The sequence below is a fragment of the Rhizobium sp. NXC14 genome (assembly GCF_002117485.1).
Classification (GTDB): domain Bacteria; phylum Pseudomonadota; class Alphaproteobacteria; order Rhizobiales; family Rhizobiaceae; genus Rhizobium.
Genome location: NZ_CP021030.1, coordinates 359,224 through 377,539, shown reverse-complemented (window position 1 = coordinate 377,539; position 18,316 = coordinate 359,224). Strand labels below are relative to the sequence as shown.

Annotated in this window: 20 protein-coding genes; 15 read left to right on the top strand and 5 right to left on the bottom strand. The window is 61.2% G+C overall.

Going from position 1 to position 18,316, the window contains the following annotated elements; all coding sequences use genetic code 11:
* Positions 1-19 precede the first annotated feature (19 nt).
* From NXC14_RS01870 to NXC14_RS01830, 9 genes are all read left to right on the top strand, one after another.
* On the top strand, positions 20-817 hold the full coding sequence (locus NXC14_RS01870; protein WP_085779936.1) for a 1-acyl-sn-glycerol-3-phosphate acyltransferase: 798 nt from the start codon (positions 20-22) through the stop codon (positions 815-817).
* A gap of 48 nt (positions 818-865) precedes the next feature.
* A complete protein-coding gene (miaB, locus tag NXC14_RS01865) occupies positions 866-2,275 on the top strand; it encodes a tRNA (N6-isopentenyl adenosine(37)-C2)-methylthiotransferase MiaB (protein WP_085776721.1) in 1,410 nt (469 codons plus the stop codon).
* An 18-nt stretch (positions 2,276-2,293) separates the two neighbouring features.
* Complete coding sequence (locus tag NXC14_RS01860; protein WP_085776720.1) at positions 2,294-3,346, top strand: PhoH family protein; 1,053 nt, start codon at positions 2,294-2,296, stop codon at positions 3,344-3,346.
* Positions 3,346-3,861 (top strand): rRNA maturation RNase YbeY, encoded by a 516-nt coding sequence (ybeY, locus tag NXC14_RS01855; protein ID WP_085776719.1) that lies wholly within the window; start codon positions 3,346-3,348, stop codon positions 3,859-3,861. The genes NXC14_RS01860 and ybeY overlap by 1 nt, the downstream gene beginning before the upstream one ends.
* The gene (locus tag NXC14_RS01850) at positions 3,858-5,003 is read left to right on the top strand and encodes a hemolysin family protein (protein WP_085776718.1); all 1,146 of its coding nucleotides are present in this window, start codon (positions 3,858-3,860) and stop codon (positions 5,001-5,003) included. The genes ybeY and NXC14_RS01850 overlap by 4 nt, the downstream gene beginning before the upstream one ends.
* Before the next feature lie 111 nt (positions 5,004-5,114).
* The gene (lnt, locus tag NXC14_RS01845; RefSeq protein WP_085779935.1) at positions 5,115-6,719 is read left to right on the top strand and encodes an apolipoprotein N-acyltransferase; all 1,605 of its coding nucleotides are present in this window, start codon (positions 5,115-5,117) and stop codon (positions 6,717-6,719) included.
* 147 nt (positions 6,720-6,866) lie between these two features.
* Complete coding sequence (locus NXC14_RS01840) at positions 6,867-7,286, top strand: helix-turn-helix domain-containing protein (protein WP_064707753.1); 420 nt, start codon at positions 6,867-6,869, stop codon at positions 7,284-7,286.
* Between the two features lie 178 nt (positions 7,287-7,464).
* A complete protein-coding gene (gene metK / locus NXC14_RS01835; RefSeq protein ID WP_085776717.1) occupies positions 7,465-8,718 on the top strand; it encodes a methionine adenosyltransferase in 1,254 nt (417 codons plus the stop codon).
* A complete protein-coding gene (locus NXC14_RS01830) occupies positions 8,715-9,416 on the top strand; it encodes a tRNA (guanosine(46)-N(7))-methyltransferase TrmB (RefSeq protein ID WP_085776716.1) in 702 nt (233 codons plus the stop codon). Before metK ends, NXC14_RS01830 begins: the two co-directional genes overlap by 4 nt.
* A gap of 209 nt (positions 9,417-9,625) precedes the next feature.
* Here the strand turns inward: NXC14_RS01830 and NXC14_RS01825 are convergent, their stop codons facing one another.
* On the bottom strand, positions 9,626-10,504 hold the full coding sequence (locus NXC14_RS01825) for an alpha/beta hydrolase (protein ID WP_085776715.1): 879 nt from the start codon (positions 10,502-10,504) through the stop codon (positions 9,626-9,628).
* Between the two features lie 213 nt (positions 10,505-10,717).
* Between NXC14_RS01825 and NXC14_RS01820 the strand changes: the two genes are divergently transcribed.
* Entirely contained in the window at positions 10,718-11,272 is a 555-nt protein-coding gene (locus NXC14_RS01820) for an isoprenylcysteine carboxylmethyltransferase family protein (protein WP_085776714.1), read from the top strand.
* An 87-nt stretch (positions 11,273-11,359) separates the two neighbouring features.
* On the opposite strand, the gene NXC14_RS01815 is transcribed toward NXC14_RS01820, so the two are convergent.
* Positions 11,360-11,617 (bottom strand): DUF1150 family protein, encoded by a 258-nt coding sequence (locus NXC14_RS01815; RefSeq protein ID WP_008524631.1) that lies wholly within the window; start codon positions 11,615-11,617, stop codon positions 11,360-11,362.
* Between the two features lie 47 nt (positions 11,618-11,664).
* Positions 11,665-12,090: an Hsp20 family protein gene (locus NXC14_RS01810; protein WP_010032703.1), complete on the bottom strand. Its 426-nt coding sequence runs from the start codon at positions 12,088-12,090 to the stop codon at positions 11,665-11,667.
* A 281-nt stretch (positions 12,091-12,371) separates the two neighbouring features.
* Between NXC14_RS01810 and NXC14_RS01805 the strand changes: the two genes are divergently transcribed.
* Positions 12,372-13,316, top strand: a complete 945-nt coding sequence (locus NXC14_RS01805; RefSeq protein ID WP_085776713.1) for a nucleoside hydrolase — start codon at positions 12,372-12,374, stop codon at positions 13,314-13,316.
* A 33-nt stretch (positions 13,317-13,349) separates the two neighbouring features.
* Here NXC14_RS01805 and grpE read toward each other — a convergent pair whose 3' ends face one another.
* Both grpE and hrcA read right to left on the bottom strand, forming a co-directional pair.
* Positions 13,350-13,985 (bottom strand): nucleotide exchange factor GrpE, encoded by a 636-nt coding sequence (gene grpE, locus NXC14_RS01800; RefSeq protein ID WP_085776712.1) that lies wholly within the window; start codon positions 13,983-13,985, stop codon positions 13,350-13,352.
* A 110-nt stretch (positions 13,986-14,095) separates the two neighbouring features.
* Complete coding sequence (hrcA, locus tag NXC14_RS01795) at positions 14,096-15,184, bottom strand: heat-inducible transcriptional repressor HrcA (RefSeq protein WP_085776711.1); 1,089 nt, start codon at positions 15,182-15,184, stop codon at positions 14,096-14,098.
* A gap of 125 nt (positions 15,185-15,309) precedes the next feature.
* On the opposite strand from hrcA, the gene rph reads away from it, so the two are divergent.
* From rph to hemW, 4 genes are read left to right on the top strand one after another with little or no spacing between them, the layout of a single operon-like run.
* Positions 15,310-16,029, top strand: coding sequence for a ribonuclease PH (gene rph / locus NXC14_RS01790; protein WP_085776710.1), 720 nt, complete (start codon positions 15,310-15,312; stop codon positions 16,027-16,029).
* Positions 16,026-16,451 (top strand): VOC family protein, encoded by a 426-nt coding sequence (locus tag NXC14_RS01785; RefSeq protein ID WP_085776709.1) that lies wholly within the window; start codon positions 16,026-16,028, stop codon positions 16,449-16,451. Before rph ends, NXC14_RS01785 begins: the two co-directional genes overlap by 4 nt.
* A gap of 1 nt (position 16,452) precedes the next feature.
* Positions 16,453-17,097 (top strand): RdgB/HAM1 family non-canonical purine NTP pyrophosphatase, encoded by a 645-nt coding sequence (gene rdgB / locus NXC14_RS01780; RefSeq protein ID WP_085776708.1) that lies wholly within the window; start codon positions 16,453-16,455, stop codon positions 17,095-17,097.
* Positions 17,098-17,106: 9 nt separating this feature from the next.
* Positions 17,107-18,309 (top strand): radical SAM family heme chaperone HemW, encoded by a 1,203-nt coding sequence (gene hemW, locus NXC14_RS01775; protein WP_085776707.1) that lies wholly within the window; start codon positions 17,107-17,109, stop codon positions 18,307-18,309.
* Positions 18,310-18,316: the final 7 nt, after the last annotated feature.

The following is an 18,316-nucleotide window of genomic DNA, read 5'->3' as shown; positions in this document are numbered from 1 at the left end:
CCGCCCGGGAGTGCCGCATTTGATCGCCTGGCTGCGCATTGCCTTCGCTGCGGTCGTCATCCTTGCCGTCAGCATCGTGCTCATGCCGCTGCAGCTGTTGGCCCTGCGTTTCGACTGGCGGCTGCGCCGCAGACTTCCGCGCGTCTGGCACCGTATCATCTGTTATTGTCTCGGCATCCGCGTCCGGGTGACGGGCAGGCTGGAAGACCGCCGACCGCTGATGCTCTGCTCCAACCATTCGTCCTGGCTTGACATCATGGTGATGTCGTCCGTCGCCGACGTCGCTTTCATCGCCAAGATCGAGGTCAGAGACTGGCCGATCTTCGGCACGCTCGCCAAGCTGCAGAAGAGCGTGTTCGTCGTGCGCGAGGAAAGGCGCAAGACCGGCCATCAGGCAAATGAGATCGCCGGGCGCATGGCCGATGGGGAAATCGTCGTGCTCTTTCCGGAGGGCACGACCTCGGACGGCAACCGGTTGCTTGAGGTCAAGTCGTCGCTGTTCGGCGCTGCCGCGATGGCGGTGCCTTATTCGCCGACGGGAACCGTCGTGGTGCAGCCGGTGGCCGTCGCCTATACCAGGGTGCATGGCATTCCGATGGGGCGCTACCACCGGCCGCTCGCCGCCTGGCCGGGGGATATCGAGCTCCTGCCGCATCTGATCGACATCCTCAGATGCGGCGCCATCGACGCGGAAGTTTCCTTCGGCGAGGCGGTGGAATACCGCGCCGAGAGCAATCGCAAAGAGGTGAGCGCGACGATCGCCTCGCGCATCCGCAGCCTTCTCAACACAAGCCTGCGCGGGCACAATGTCGGGTGAGCCGAGAGTCTCTTTTCTCGGACGTCAAAAACCACTAAATAGCGCGCCATGACACAGGATAACGCCCTTCTTCAGGCCCCGGAGGTTTCTCTCCGTGACGGCAGCAACAGCCGCAAGGTCTTCATCAAGACCTATGGCTGCCAGATGAACGTCTATGATTCCATGCGCATGAGCGATGCGCTTGCCCGCGACGGCTACGAACCGACCGAAGACATGGAACAGGCGGATCTCGTTCTGCTCAACACCTGTCATATCAGGGAGAAGGCGGCCGAGAAGGTCTATTCGGCGCTCGGACGGCTGCGCGAGATGAAAAAGAAGAAGGCAGCCGACGGCCGCGATATGATGATCGGCGTAACCGGCTGCGTCGCCCAGGCCGAAGGTGAGGAGATCCTGCGCCGGGCGCCGGCTGTCGACGTCGTCATTGGGCCGCAGACTTATCACCGCCTGCCGGAGGCGCTGCGCCGGGCCAAAGAGGGCCAGCGCGTCGTCGATACGGAATATGCGATCGAGGACAAGTTCGAGCATCTGCCGATTGCCGAGAGCCGCAAGATCCGCGCCCGCGGCGTCACCGCCTTCCTGACGGTGCAGGAGGGCTGCGACAAGTTCTGCACATTCTGCGTCGTGCCTTATACGCGCGGCTCGGAAGTGTCGCGGCCGGTCTCGCAGATCGTCGAGGAGGCCGAAAAGCTCGTCGAAGCCGGAGTGCGCGAAATCACCCTGCTCGGCCAGAACGTCAATGCCTGGCATGGCGCCGGACCGCGTGGCGAGGCATGGAGCCTCGGCGACCTGCTCTACCGGCTTGCCGAGATCCCCGGCCTGGCGCGGCTGCGTTATACCACAAGCCATCCCCGCGACATGGACGACCGGCTGATCGAGGCGCATCGCGACCTCCGGGCGCTGATGCCCTACCTGCACCTGCCGGTGCAATCGGGCTCCGACCGAATCCTGAAGGCGATGAACCGCCGTCATACGGCGGCCGAATATCTCAGTCTGATCGAGCGCATCCGCGCCGTGCGTCAGGACATCGCGCTATCGGGCGATTTCATCACCGGTTTTCCGGGGGAGACAGACAAGGATTTTGAGGATACACTCAGACTTGTGGAGGAGGTGCGCTATGCGCAGGCCTTCTCGTTCAAATACTCGACTCGGCCGGGCACGCCCGGCGCGGAACTGAAGGACCAGGTGCCGGAAGAGATCAAGGCAGAACGGCTGGAACGCCTGCAAGTGCTTCTTTTGAAGCAGCAGCAGGAATTTGCCGAATCCTGCATCGGCAAGGAGATCGATCTGCTGCTCGAAAAGCCCGGCCGCATGCCGGGTCAGCTGATCGGACGTTCTCCCTGGCTTCAATCCGTGAATGTTGATGCAAAAGCATCGCAAATCGGTGACATTATCAAAGTGCGAATCACCGGAACCGGAACGAACAGCCTGTTTGCCGAACGCGCAGAGGCTACGGTCTAACCCAAGGAGCCCGACCGCTTGAACGGACAAGAATTGGTTTCTTCTTCACCGCGCCACCCCCGCACGCCGAGCGACACCAATCACTTCGTCCTGACGTTCGAGAACAATCGGTTCGCCAGCGAACTCTTCGGCCAGTTCGACCAGCATCTAAAGCTGCTCGAGGAGCGGCTGAATATCGATGCGCGGGCACGCGGCAATTCCGTCGTCATATCGGGCGATGTCGTGACCACCAATCAGGCGCGGCGCACGCTCGATTATCTCTATGAAAAGCTTCAGAAAGGCGGCAGCGTGGAACGATCCGACGTCGAGGGCGCAATCCGCATGGCGGTCGCCGCCGACGATCAGCTCAGCCTTCCCACCATGGAGCGCAAGGCCAAGCTGACAATGGCGCAGATTTCGACGCGCAAGAAGACGATTATCGCCCGCACGCCGACGCAAGACGCCTATATCAGGGCGCTGGAGCGCGCCGAGCTCGTCTTCGGCGTCGGCCCGGCCGGCACCGGCAAGACCTATCTCGCCGTCGCCCATGCCGCCCAGATGCTGGAGCGCGGCGCAGTCGAAAAAATCATACTGTCGCGCCCGGCCGTCGAGGCCGGCGAGCGCCTCGGCTTCCTGCCCGGTGACATGAAGGAAAAGGTCGACCCTTATCTTCGCCCGCTCTATGACGCGCTCTACGATATGATCCCGGCCGACAAGGTCGATCGGGCCATCACCGCCGGCGTCATTGAAATTGCGCCGCTCGCCTTCATGCGCGGCCGCACGCTCGCCAACGCCGCCATCATCCTCGACGAAGCGCAAAATACGACGTCGATGCAGATGAAGATGTTCCTGACGCGTCTCGGCGAAAATGCCCGCATGATCGTCACCGGCGACCCGAGCCAGATCGACCTGCCGCGGGGCGTCAAATCCGGCCTCGTCGAGGCCCTGGAGCTGCTGAACGGCGTTGAGGGCATCTCGATCGTGCGTTTCAAGGACACCGACGTCGTACGCCATCCGCTGGTCGGGCGCATCGTCAGAGCCTATGACGCCACCTATCTTGTCGAAGCCGAAGACGTCGGTCGGCAGGACTGATGGCTGAACTCGACATCCAGATCAGCATCGAGAACATCGGCTGGCCCGGCGAGGAAACGCTACTGGTTTTTTGCGAGCGTGTGCTTGGGGCCGCCGCGGTCTATCTTCGCGACAATGAGAAGCAGCCCTTCCCGAAGATGCCGCCGGAGGTTTCGCTGGTCTTTACCGACGATGCCTCGATCCAGGACATCAATGCCGAATGGCGCGGCAAGGACAAGCCGACCAATGTCCTCTCCTTCCCGGCCTTTCCGGTTCAGCGCGGCAAGCTGCCCGGGCCGATGCTTGGCGACATCATCATCGCCCGGGAGACGGTGGAGCGGGAAGCCCAGGAACTCGAAAAGAGCTTCGACGACCACCTGACCCATCTTCTGGTGCACGGTTTCTTGCATCTTCTCGGCTACGACCATATGAATAATGCCGAAGCCGAAATTATGGAGGGGCTGGAGACTCGCATTTTGGCGCAGCTCGGCCTATCTGATCCCTACGAGGGTCAAGACCTTAAAATGGAACCATGAGCGACTTTACGACGAAGCCGGCGGCAGACGCCAAGGACTCCGAGCCATCCTCTTCTTCGGATGAGGTCGGCAGTAGTAGTCGGCCATCCGGCCGATCCCAATCCTTCTGGTCGCGCGCCGCCCGCATTCTCCGCCCGCAGCAGGGCTCGCGACTGCGCGAGGATCTTGCCGATGCGCTGATGACCGATGCGGCCGGCGACGACGCTTTTTCGCCCGACGAACGGGCGATGCTGCACAATATCCTGCGCTTTCGCGAGGTGCGCGTCGCCGACGTGATGGTGCCGCGCGCCGATATCGAGGCGGTGGACCAAAATATCACCATCGGCGAGCTGATGATCCTTTTCGAGGAATCCGGCCGCTCGCGCATGCCTGTTTATGCCGATACGCTCGATGACCCACGCGGCATGGTGCATATCCGCGACCTGCTCTCCTACGTCGCCAAGCAGGCGCGCAACAAGCGCCGTGGCCCGGCAAAGCCGGCCGCTGCAGCCCCGGCGATCGAAGTCGCGCCGGAGAACATCCAGAAGCCGCCGCGCTCGAGCAAGCCGAATTTCGATCTTGCCCGGGTCGACCTGCAGAAGACGCTCGCCGAGGCCGGCATCATCCGCAAGATCCTGTTCGTGCCGCCGTCGATGCTGGCCTCCGACCTCTTGCGCAGAATGCAGGTGAACCGTACGCAGATGGCGCTCGTCATCGACGAGTATGGCGGCACCGACGGTCTCGCCTCGCACGAGGACATCGTCGAAATGGTGGTCGGCGACATCGACGACGAACATGACGACGAAGAGGTGATGTTCAAGCGCGTCGCCGAAGACGTCTTCGTCGCCGACGCCCGTGTTGAGCTGGAAGAGATCGCTGAAGCGATCGGACCGGATTTCGACATCAGCGAACAGGTCGACGAGGTTGACACGCTGGGAGGGCTGATCTTCTCCGCGCTCGGCCGCATCCCCGTTCGCGGCGAAGTCGTCCAGGCCCTGCCGAACTTCGAATTCCATATTCTTGACGCAGATCCGCGCCGCATCAAGCGGCTGCGCATCACCCGCAAGCGCCACGCGATCCGCCGCCGCGCCAAGGAGGCTGGCGACATCACGCCCGGATCCGAGACCGGCGACGACCGGCCGGCCGAATCGACCACGAACTAGGCATCAGTACGAAAATCGGGTCGCCTTTCAGGGCCGTTGCGGAAACAGGACAAAGAGCCGCTTTTTTGAAAGACTGCGCATGGGTTGATTCGCGGTTTGATGGGAGTGCGCATGGAGCGGCTTGCGGACAGGGTTATCCTCGTCTGGGGGTTAAAACGGTCGTTGGTGGCCGTCGCCGCTGGAGCATTCGCCGCTCTGGCGCTGCCGCCTTTCGGTTTTTTCGCTGCGATGTTTCTCTCCTTCACGCTGCTCGTCTGGCTGCTCGACGGGGCGGCGGCTTCTCCTGAAAGCGGCATGATCGGCAGGCTATGGCCGGCCTTTGCCGTCGGCTGGCTGTTCGGCTTCGGCTATTTCGTCGCCGGCCTCTGGTGGATCGGCCATGCCTTGCTGGTCGATTCGGAGGAATTTGCCTGGGCACTGCCCCTGGCAGTCCTCGGACTGCCGGCCGGCCTTGCGGTCTTCTATGGGCTGGCGACTGCACTTGCCCGGATCGTCTGGTCGGACGGCATGGGACGGATCGCCGCACTTGCGGCCGGTTTCGGCCTGATGGAATGGCTTCGAAGCGTGATTCTCACCGGCTTTCCCTGGAATGCCATCGGTTACGGCCTGATGCCCGTTCCGCTGATGATGCAGTCGGCGCATGTGATCGGCGTGACGGGGGTGGCGACACTTGCCGTCTTCGTCTTTTCCGCCCCGGCGCTGATCGGGACGCGACAGGGCGCGAAGCCTGGAATTGCGCTCGCCGCCCTGCTGTTTGCCGCCCATCTCGGTTACGGCGCCTATGCCCTCCATCTGGCGCCGCGGCCGCAGCCCTTGCCCGAGGACAAGCGGCCCGTGGTGCGGCTGGTGCAGCCGGCCATCGATCAGGCGGCGAAGATGGACAACGACGCCGACCGCAATGCGATCTTCGAGACCCATCTGAAGCTTTCGGCCGAAGCGCCGAGGAATGGCGGACGCAAACCCAACATCATCGTCTGGCCGGAAACCTCGATCCCCTTCATCCTCACCGACAACCAGGATGCGCTGACGCGGATCGCCGATACGCTCGACGACGACCAGATCCTGATCGCCGGCGCAGTGCGCGCCGAGGAGATAGGGCCCGGCACACCGGTGCGCTACTACAATTCCATCTATGTGATCGACGGCCGCGGCCAGATCATCGCCGCCTCCGACAAGGTGCATCTCGTGCCTTTCGGCGAATATCTGCCCTTTGAGGACATCCTCACCGAACTCGGCATCCAGAACGTCGTCGAGATACCGGGCGGCTTTTCGGCCGCCGCAACCCGGCACCTGTTGGCGCTGCCCGGCGGCCTCAATCTCTACCCGCTGATCTGCTATGAGATCATCTTTCCGGGCGAAATGACTGGCGACATCGTGGATGCCAACGCGCTCCTCAACCTCACCAACGATGCCTGGTTCGGCATCACGCCCGGACCCTACCAGCATTTTCAGCAGGCGCGGGTGCGGGCAATCGAGACCGGCCTGCCGCTGATTCGCGACGCCAACAACGGCATATCGGCACTCGTGAACGCGCATGGGGAAATCATCGCAGGCCTCGGTCTTGGTGAGACCGGCTTTATTGATGCAACTGTTGATGGGTTCGGCAATGGGTTCGGAACCACATACCCCCTTCAGACATACTTCTGGTTGATCGAAGCACTGCTGATTTTGATTGCGCTAATTTCACGCGGAGGTTTTATTTTAGGGTTGAATTGACCAAAAACCCCTAAAATTGCATAGTGGTGTCAATCGGCGTTCTTAACGTATGTTTATCGGCGGGTTCCCGCCGCTTACAACGTGGCGTTTTGGGATGGATCAGGGGCATGCCGGTTGGAAACAGAAATTCGTAGCTAGGGCACGACCATGATTGAAAATAAGAAGAAGCCGAATCCGATCGACATCCATGTTGGCAGCCGCATTCGCCTTCGCCGGACGATGTTGGGCATGAGCCAGGAAAAGCTTGGCGAAAGCCTCGGCATCACCTTCCAGCAGATCCAGAAATATGAGAAGGGCACCAACCGTGTCGGCGCAAGCCGTCTGCAGAACATCTCGAGCATCCTCAATGTTCCGGTCTCCTTCTTCTTCGAAGATGCGCCCGGCGAACATGCCGGCGCCGTCGGCGGCATGGCCGAAGCCTCCAGCTCGAATTACGTCGTCGATTTCCTCTCCTCCTCGGAGGGTCTGCAGCTCAACCGTGCCTTCGTCAAGATTTCCGATCCCAAGGTACGCCGCAAGGTCGTGGAACTGGTCAAGGCGCTCGCTGCCGAAGCCGACGCTGACTGATCCAGCTCTCATCGCAAAATAGGAAAGGCGGTCGAAAGGCCGCTTTTTTGCGTTTTTCGGGCAAAATTTGTCACATCGCCGCAGATATAAAGATATATTTATGTCCTTGTGCGCTTGTCATCAGCGCTCGAACTGAGTACCTACTAGCTTGCTTTTATTCTTTGAGGGGAATCCCGGAATGCGCGCGAATTATCTCTTTACCAGCGAATCTGTTGCCGAAGGTCATCCGGACAAAGTGTGTGACCGCATCTCCGACGAGATCGTCGATCTGGTCTACCGCGAAGCGGCCAAGACCGGCGTCAATCCGTGGGGCGTGCGCATTGCCTGCGAAACGCTGGCAACGACCAATCGCGTCGTCATCGCCGGCGAGGTCCGCCTGCCGCCGAGCCTGATGAAGAAGGACAAGGACGGCAAGGACGTCATCAATCCCTCGAAGTTCAAGGCCGCTGCTCGCCGCGCCATCAAGGATATCGGCTACGAACAGGACGGCTTCCACTGGAAGAAGGCAAAGATCGACGTGCTGCTGCACTCGCAGTCGGCCGATATCGCCCAGGGCGTCGACAGCGCCGCCGACCAGCAGGGCGACGAGGGCGCCGGCGACCAGGGCATCATGTTTGGTTACGCCTGCAAGGAAACGCCGGACCTGATGCCGGCTCCGATCTATTATTCCCACAGGATTCTGCAGCTGCTTGCTGCGGCCCGCAAGAAGGGCGACGGTGAAGTCGCCAAGCTCGGCCCCGACGCCAAGAGCCAGGTGACCGTGCGTTACGTCGACGGCAAGCCGTCGGAAGTGACCTCGATCGTGCTTTCGACCCAGCATCTCGACGAGAGCTGGGATTCCAAGAAGGTCCGGGCCGTCGTCGAGCCCTATATTCGCGAGGCGCTCGGTGAACTGAAGATCGCCGAGGATTGCAAGTGGTACATCAATCCGACCGGCAAGTTCGTCATCGGCGGACCGGACGGCGATGCGGGCCTGACCGGCCGCAAGATCATCGTCGACACCTATGGCGGTGCGGCTCCACATGGCGGCGGCGCATTTTCCGGCAAGGACACGACCAAGGTCGACCGTTCGGCTGCCTATGCCGCCCGCTACCTCGCCAAGAACGTCGTCGCCGCCGGCCTCGCCGACCGCTGCACGATCCAGCTCTCCTACGCTATCGGCGTCGCTCAGCCGCTGTCGATCTATGTCGACCTGCACGGCACCGGCAAGGGTGTGTCGGAAGACCAGGTTGAAGCGGCGATCCGCCAGAATATGGACCTGTCGCCGTCGGGCATCCGCCGTCACCTCGACCTCAACAAGCCGATCTACGCCAAGACCTCGGCCTATGGTCATTTCGGCCGCAAGGCTGGCCGCGACGGCTCGTTCTCCTGGGAGCGCACCGACCTCGTCAAGGCGCTCAAGGAAGCCGTCAAGACCAAGGTCGCTGCATGACGGATATGGAGCGCCGGGGACGGGCGACCGAAGCCTTTTTCGGTCGCCGCAAGGGAAAGGCCCTGCGCGAACAGCAGGCGGAAACGCTGAATAGCCTGCTCCCGGCATTCCTCATCGATCTCTCGGCGGCTCCCCCGGAGCCGCTGACCTCCCTCTTCCCGGTTCCGGTCAAGACATTGCGGCTGGAAATCGGTTTCGGCGGCGGCGAGCATCTGATGCATCGCGCGCTGGAGACCCCGTCCACCGGCTTCATCGGCGTCGAGCCCTTCGTCAATTCGATGCAGAAGCTTTTGTCACGCGTCGGCCAGACGGGCGCGCAGAACATTCGCGTCTATAATGACGATGCGACGCAACTGCTCGACTGGCTGCCGGACGCTTCGCTCGACCACATCGATCTGCTCTATCCCGATCCCTGGCCGAAGCGGAAGCACTGGAAACGCCGCTTCGTCTCCAAGACCAATCTCGACCGCTTCCACCGGGTGCTGAAGCCCGGCGGCCTGTTCTGCTTCGCCTCCGACATCGACACCTATGTGAACTGGACGCTGATCAAATGCCGCGACCATGGCGGCTTCGACTGGCTGGCCGACAATGCGGCGGATTGGCTGACCCCCTATGAGGGCTGGCCGAGCACGCGCTACGAGGCCAAGGCACGCCGCGAGGGCCGCTCTTCGGCCTATCTGACCTTCAGGAAGATCTGAGGCTGTCGGCAATTTCCGGCATCCTGCTCTAAAACCGACGACGAAAACAAACCGAACTGAACGCGCTACGCTCTCACTTGTGGCGCGTAGAGTTCCGCCGTGGAACGGTTGCAATTGCCGCTGACGCGACTATTTCCGTGCTGGCCACCCTCCGCTCAAATGGAAGGGAGAAAATGACCGGGAGCATATCATGTGCCGAAATGATGATCCTATATCTGGCTTCCACTGCGGCGACAGTGTTGATTTTTCAGGTCGGTATTGGCTTCATGAGCGGCGACTGTGTTCAGGAACCGGTCGAGCATCGAGTTGAAGCTCTCCGGCTTTTCCCAGAAGGGCGCGTGTCCAGCCCCTTCTATTACATGCGCTTTGCCTTCGAAGAGCAACTGGATGTTCAGGCCCGAAAAATAGCTGAGTTTGACAAAGGGGTCATAAGATCCATTCACAAAAGCAATGGGTATATCAGCCTGTTCGACGGTGCGGCGCTGATCCACGCCCTGCCCCCGCAACATTGCGCGAGAAAAAACGCTCCTTAGTCTCCCGTCCGCGCGCGCTATGGCATCGCGAAAGGAGGGGTTGCTCGTGTCTCCAAAGCAAAGAGACTGAAACCGCTCCACATCACGCGATGTAAAGTTCTCTTTTGATGCCAGAAGAATATCAAATGATGGATGGAATCCCCGCAACATTCCGAGGAGACCGCTGTGGATCGGTGGTGTGCCGCACAACATCAGGCCCGAAATGCCGTTGCTGCTGCCCGCCATCTCAATCGCGACGTGACCGCCAAGCGACCATCCCAGCACGGGAAAGCGACGGAGCCCCAGGCGGGCTGCCACCTCTCCTATGCAGTCGGCAAGACCGGTGACGGTGTAAGTTGACTGCGGATCTCGAGCGTCGCTCGATTCGCCATGTCCCGGAAGATCGAGCGCAATCAGACGCCAATTCCGGGACAAATGGCTGTGTAATTGCTGTGAAAAGACCGTCCGTGAGCTGCCCGAACCGTGTATCATAACCAGTGCAGCAGCGCCATCAATAGTGTCACTGATGCGCACAGCGCCGTGGCTGGTGTCGATTGTACAGTGAAATATGTCCATAAACTGCGACCCCTAACGCGCAGCCAAAGTCTTGCACGAAAATATCTATGCCAGGTGCATGATCATCGTAAACCAGATCTGAACCAGGTCGTGCAATCACGACACGTTTCGGGGCGGTTACGCATCAATGCACAATCATTTGCCTTGGCGTTGTATACGGGTTAGGTCTGTCGCAGCAGCAATTGCAACCAACCTTTCGCGATGAGCATCACGATGCAATTTCTTCTGGACATTGTTATTTCGATCACCAGCCTGAGTGTCGTCGGGTTCTACGCGTGGTCGTTGCGAGGCCACTTCAACTCGCCGAAGATGGAAGCCGGAGCAAAGCTGATCACCGTCGTCGTCATCGCGACGACGGCGTTTTTCCTGTACCTGGTTTGGTCCGGGACGCAGACGCTATGGGTACAGGTCGTCGGACTGGGATTTGAAATCGGGTCGGCGGGCTTGTTCTGGTGGGCGGTGTCGGCGTCGCGAGAGGCCAGGTTGCGCTTTGTGTTCACCCTCGATCACCCAGATAGTCTTGTCACCGACGGTCCCTATCGCTACCTGCGGCACCCTTTTTACACGTCCTACCTGCTCTTCTGGTCGGGGTGGGCGCTGGCATCTTGGTCGATATGGTCGATCCTGCCGGTCTTATTTTTTACGGTTGTCTACGTGATTGCAGCCCGCAGCGAGGAGAGGAAATTCGCCCTATCACCGCTGGCATCCGAATATGAAGCCTATCGGCGCAAGACGGGCTTGCTGACGCCGTGGTTCGATTGGCGATAATGTCGCGACATCCGTCCCGACGGCAGCGAAATCGAATAGAGCGACCGTGCACCGCAAGCAGTGAAACGTAGCAGACGGTGTTGACGGTCAGTGCAGGCTGACCGTCTTCAATTCGTCCTCGGCCGCTTTGAAAAAGGTGCTGGAACGGTTGTCCGTCAGCAGAATCGGCGTGCCGTCGGCGCCGAAGAGCGCCCAGAGATCGACATTCGGATCGATATCCGGCGCCTCTGGAAAGCACTTGGCGACCTCTTCGGTGCGCATCTTTCTGATGTAGGCGACCTCGCCGTTGCCGATGTGGGCAAGCTCGGATTTGGTCAAGTGAGACGTGGCTTCTTTCATCAACATTCCTGTTCCTCCGGAAGAAGGGACCAACGGTTCGACAAACCGTTGTTCTACTGTGAAACCGAAATGTTAATTTTCTTGACCATGCGGGCGGGTTCGGGTCGAATTAGATCGACGGAGAGCAGACCGTTCTTTAGGCCGGCGCCCAAGACCTGCATGCCGTCGGCCAGCACGAAGGTGCGCTGGAACTGGCGGGCGGCGATGCCGCGATAGAGATAATCCCGCTCGCCCTGCTCCACCTGACGGCCGCGGATGACAAGCTGGTTCTCCTCGGTGGAGACATCAAGCTCCTCCTCGCTGAAACCGGCAACGGCAAGGGTGATGCGCAGACGCTCGGGCGCGCCGCTGTCGGCGGCGATACGTTCGATATTGTAAGGCGGGTATCCGTCGCTCGCCTTGGAAATGCGCTCCAGCGTCTTTTCCATGGCGTCAAAGCCCAGAAGCAGAGGGCTGGCGAAAGGGGTAATGCGGCTCATCTCTTTTCAAGTCCTTGATGCAAGCGACCATCCCGGACCTAAAAGTGCAGCATCCGGATGCCGCTAATATGGGGGCATGATCACGGCGCTGCAAGGCGCGCGCGCCCTCCCCGATTTAAACATCTGTCACTTTTCGAATGGCGGCGTCTGCCTCCTTGCTTGACAAAGGACCTGCTGCCTCGCATCAAAACATGCCCGCGCGGAATGTGCCGATTTGTGACGGGAAATGAAGAAATGGTGCCCGCGGGGATAAGCGGCGTGGCGAGAACGGGACGATTGGAATGGCAAGCGCGAGAAAGATCATCATCGACACCGATCCCGGCCAGGACGACGCGGCCGCCATCATGCTGGCTTTCGGCAGCCCGGATGAGCTCGAGGTGCTGGGGATCACGACGGTCGCCGGCAACGTGCCGCTGTCTCTCACCAGCCGCAACGCGCGCATCGTCTGCGAACTCTGCGGCCGCACGGATGTGAAGGTTTTCGCTGGCGCCGACAAGCCGATCGCCCGCAAGCTGGTGACGGCAGAACATGTGCACGGCAAGACCGGCCTCGACGGCCCTGTTCTGCCCGAACCGACGATGGCGCTGCAACCCGGCCATTCCGTCGATTTCATCATCGAGACGCTGCGCCGCGAGCCTGAAGGCACGGTGACGCTCTGCACGCTCGGGCCGCTCACCAATATCGGTATGGCCTTCCAGAAGGCGCCCGACATCGTTGCCCGCATTCGCGAGCTGGTGATGATGGGCGGCGGCTTCTTCGAGGGCGGCAATATTACGCCGGCCGCCGAATTCAACATCTATGTCGATCCCGAGGCGGCCGATATCGTTTTCCGCTCGGGCGTTCCGATCGTGATGATGCCGCTCGACGTGACGCACCAGCTGCTGACCCGCAAGGACCGGGTCAAACGCATAGACGAGATCGGCACGGCTCCGGCAAAGGCGATGGTCGAAATGCTGGAATTCTTCGAACGCTTCGATATCGAGAAATACGGCTCAGACGGCGGGCCGTTGCACGACCCGACGGTCGTCGCCTATCTGCTGAAGCCGGAACTTTTCCAGGGCCGGGACTGCAATGTCGAGATCGAGGTCCGGTCCGAACTTACCGCCGGCATGACCGTCGTCGACTGGTGGCATGTGACCGACCGCAAGCGCAACGCCAAGGTGATGCGTTACGTCGATGCGGACGGTTTCTTCGATCTCCTGATCGAGCGCTTCGCCCGCATCTGATTATTCTTTGCTTCTCCGAAGAGCGAAACGACCTCAGGCGTCCTTCTCGTCGAAGACGGAATTGGCTTCGGCCTCGACCGGTTTCGGGCCGCCCTTGGCGACGCCGACCATGGCCGGGCGCAGGACGCGCTCGCCGATGGTGAAGCCGGCCTGCACGACCTGGACGACGGTGTTGTTCGGCACTTCGGAGTTCGGCACCTCGAACATTGCCTGATGGAAATTCGGATCGAATTTCTGGCCGACCGGCTCCAGCTTGCGAACGCCGTGTCGCTCCAACGCCGAGAGCATCGAGCGCTCGGTCATTTCCACACCTTCGATCAGCGTGGTGAGGCCGGCGTCGGCCGTGGCTTTGGCCTCGGGAGAGATGGCGTCCAGCGCCCGGCGCAAATTGTCCGAGACGGCGAGCATGTCGCGTGCGAAACCGGCGACGGAATAGGATTTTGCATCCTTCACCTCGCGCTCGGTGCGACGGCGCAGATTATCCATCTCGGCGGCAAGTCGCAGATAGCGGTCACGCAGCTCGGCATTCTCGGCCTTCAGAAGCTCGAGCGGATCCGGCTGCTTGGCCTCCTCCTGCTCGACAGTGGCAGTCTCGACGTTGACGGCAGCGTCGGCTGCGGCATCGGCCGCAGTTGCGTCAGGTCCGTTTTTCGTCGTTTCATCGGTCATGACGGTCTCCGGTTGGTATTTTCAGATGCGCCCGATATCGAGGTTTGGCCGAAAAAAATCAAGTCTGCGTGACGAAGAAGCGAAAATTCCGCGCTTCCTCAGTGATGATGTCAAAGCGGATTGCGCGACAGGCGGGAGACGAGCTGAGCGGTGTAATCCACCATCGGCACGATGCGGGAATAATTGAGCCGCGTCGGGCCGATGACGCCGACAGCGCCGACAATCCGGTCATCATCGTCGCGATAGGGCGCGACGATGAGCGACGAGCCGGACAGCGAGAAGAGCTTGTTTTCCGAACCGATGAAGATGCGCACGCCCGAACCGCTTTCGGCCAGGTTGAGAAGCTCGATCAGGCTGTCCTTTTTTTCGAGATCGTCGAACAGCATGCGAAGCCGGTCGAGATCTTCGGCGCCGGCAAGGCCCTCGAGCAGGTTGGCGCGGCCGCGGATGATCAGCTGGGCGGGCTTTCCCTCCTCCGGGCTGCCGGCCCAGACGGCGATGCCGCGCTCTACAAGATCGCGCGAGAGCGCATCGAGCTCGTGGCGGACATCATCCTTCAAACGGCTTAATTGTTTGCGCAGCTCCGGCAGCGTCTGGCCAGACATGTGCGCGTTGAGGAAATTCGCCGCCTCCGTCAACTGCGAGGAGGTGATGCCTGCAGGCAGTTCGATGATGCGGTTTTCCACCTGGTCGTGATCGCCGACGAGCACGGCGAGCGCCTTTGTCGGTTCAAGCCGGATGAACTCGACATGTTTCAGCACCGGATCGCTTTTCGAGGTGATGACGAGGCCGGCCCCGCGCGAGATGCCGGAAAGCATGCGGCTCGCCTCGTTCATCATCGATTCCACCGGATTGCCGCCGCTTTCGGCCCGCACTTGGCGGTCGATACTGGCGCGGTCCTCGGCGGAGAGATCGCCGATCTGCATGAAGGCATCGACGAAGAAGCGCAGCCCGATCTGGGTCGGCAGCCGGCCGGCGCTGACATGGGGGGAATAGATGAGACCGAGTTCCTCGAGATCGCTCATGACATTTCGCACCGACGCCGGCGAGAGTGACATCGGCAACAGGCGCGACAGATTGCGCGAGCCGAGCGGCTCGCCGCTTTCGAGATAACCCTCGACGATGCGGCGAAAAATTTCTCTGGAGCGCTCGTCCAGCGCAGCAACGGCATCCGAAACCGACGTCGACCTGATGCCCATGAACCTCTCGAACCCACGCTGATGATGCTCCCGAAAATATAGTCAAACTCGCACGCGTGGCAAAAGGGAATTTGCAAATGAGCGCCGCCAATCGTAGAAGCGGTCAGCAACTCCAGGAGATAAGAATGCGGCCTTCAGGCAGAAAAACCGACCAGATGCGCAAGGTCTCGTTCGAGCGCAATTTTTCCAAGCATGCGGAAGGCTCCTGCCTGGTGAAATTCGGCGATACTCATGTGCTTTGCACCGCAAGCCTCGAGGAAAAGACGCCGCCATGGCTGCGCAACACCGGCAAGGGCTGGGTCACGGCCGAATACGGCATGCTGCCGCGGGCGACCGGCGAGCGCATGAAACGCGAGGCCGCCGCCGGCAAGCAGGGCGGCCGCACGCAGGAAATCCAACGGCTGATCGGCCGGTCGCTGCGCGCCGTCGTCGATCTGCAGGCGCTCGGCGAAAAGCAGATCACGCTCGATTGCGACGTCATCCAGGCCGATGGCGGCACACGGACGGCCTCGATCACCGGCGGCTGGATCGCGCTTTACGATTGCCTGAAATGGATGGAAAGCCGCAACATGATCAAGGTCGACCGGGTCCTGAAGGATCATGTCGCCGCCATCTCCTGCGGCGTTTTCGCCAACCAGCCGGTGATCGACCTCGATTATCTCGAGGATTCCTCTGCCGAGACCGATGCGAACTTCGTCATGACCGGCGCCGGCGGCATCGTCGAAATCCAGGGCACGGCCGAAGGCACGCCGTTCAGCGAAGAGGAATTCAGCTCTCTGATGCGGCTTGCCAAGAACGGCATCAGCGAACTCGTCACCCTGCAGAAAGAGGCGATTGCGGGATGAATGCCATGCTGGAAGGCATGTTGGAAACGGCGCTTTATGCGCGCGATCTCGATCAGGCCGAGACGTTCTACGAGGGCGTTCTCGGGCTTGAAAAGATCTCCCGCGCCGGCAACCGGCATGTCTTCTTCCGCTGTGGGCCAGGCGTTCTCCTCATCTTCAACCCCGAAGAAACGATAAAGCCGCCGGCAGCCGACGCGCTGCAGGTGCCGCCGCATGGCGCGACCGGCCAGGGCCATGCCTGTTTTCGTGTGTCCGGCCGCAATATCGATGCCATGGCCGAACGGCTGAAGGCGGCTGATGTCGCGATCGAATCCGAGGTGCACTGGCCAAATGGCGGCCGCTCGATCTATTTCCGCGACCCTGCCGGCAACAGCCTGGAATGCGCGGAGGCAAAAATCTGGGGCCTCGAACAGGATATCTGAATTGCGCAAGCTCGAAACCAAAACAATCGTCGTCGCCAGCCACAATGCCGGCAAGATCCGCGAGATCCAGGAATTGATCGGGCCGCTTGGCTTCACCGCCAAATCCGCGGCCGAACTGAATTTCGTCGAACCTGACGAGACCGGCACGAGCTTCGAGGAGAATGCGACGATCAAGGCGGTGGCCTCGGCCAATGCCGCCGGCATGCCGGCGCTTTCGGATGATTCCGGGCTGGTGGTCGACGCGCTCGGTGGCGATCCCGGCGTCTACACCGCCAACTGGGCGGAGACCGCAGACGGCACGCGCGATTTCGACATGGCGATGGCCAAGGTGGAAAAGGCGCTGCAGGATGCCGGCGCAACGACGCCTGAACAGCGCGGGGCGCGTTTCGTCAGCGTGCTCTGCCTTGCCTGGCCGGACGGGCATACCGAGCTTTTCCGCGGCGAGGTCGAAGGCCATGTCGTCTGGCCGCCGCGCGGCACGCAAGGCTTCGGCTACGATCCGGTCTTTCAGCCCGAGGGTTATGACGTCACCTTCGGCGAAATGAGCGGCGAGGAGAAACACGGCTGGAACCTCGGCAAGCCGCAGGCGCTGTCGCACCGGGCCCGTGCCTTCAAACTTTTCGTCGAAACCTGCCTGGAGGCATAAGGTCTGTTCGTGGGCAATTTCGATACGCCAAGCCTCTCGCGCGACGCCGCGCTGCTGCCCGATACCGGCGAGCCCGGCTTCGGCGTCTATGTGCATTGGCCCTTCTGCGCGGCGAAGTGTCCCTATTGCGACTTCAACAGCCATGTACGCCATCAGCCGGTGGACCAGGAGCGCTTTGCATCGGCCTTTCTGAAGGAGATGGCGGCAGTTCGGGCAATGAGCGGGCCGAAGACGGTGACGAGCATCTTCCTCGGCGGCGGCACGCCATCGCTGATGAAGCCGAAAACGGTCGATGCCATTCTCGACGGCATCGCGCGGCACTGGCATGTGCCCGCCGGCATCGAAATCACCATGGAAGCCAATCCGTCGAGCGTCGAGGCCGAACGGTTCCGCGGCTACCGCGCGGCCGGCGTCAACCGTGTCTCGCTCGGCGTACAGGCGCTGAACGACCGCGATCTGAAATTCCTCGGCCGGCTGCATGACGTCGCCGACGCGCTGAAGGCGATCCGGCTGGCGCGCGAGATCTTCCCGCGCATGTCCTTCGACCTCATCTATGCCCGGCCGGACCAGACGGTCGAGGAATGGGAGAAGGAACTGAAGGAAGCGATCTCCTATGCGGTCGACCATCTGTCGCTCTATCAGCTGACCATCGAGGAAGGCACGCCCTTCTTCGGCCTGCACAAATCAGGCAAGCTGATCGTGCCGGACGGCGAGCAATCGGCCCTGCTCTACGAGGCGACGCAGGAGATCACGGCGCGTGAGGGCATGCCCGCCTACGAGGTTTCCAATCATGCCCGGCCGGGTGCCGAAAGCCGCCATAACCTGACCTATTGGCGTTACGGCGACTATGCCGGCATCGGTCCGGGCGCGCACGGCCGCCTGACGCGTGGGCATGAGAAGCTCGCGACGGCGACCGAGCGCAAGCCGGAAGCCTGGCTCGAGATGGTCGAGCGCGACGGCCACGGCATTCTCGATGAGGAGCGGCTCGGTTTCGAGGAACAGTCGGACGAACTGCTGCTGATGGGACTGCGGCTCAGGGAAGGCGTCGATCTCGCCCGCTGGCAGCAGCTTTCGGGCCGTGAGCTCGACCCGAAACGCGAGGAATTCCTGCTCGAACATAAATTCGTCGAGCGGATCGGCAATTCGCGGCTGCGCTGCACGCCATCGGGCATGCTGATCCTCGATTCCGTCGTCGCCGATCTCGCCTGCTGACACCCAT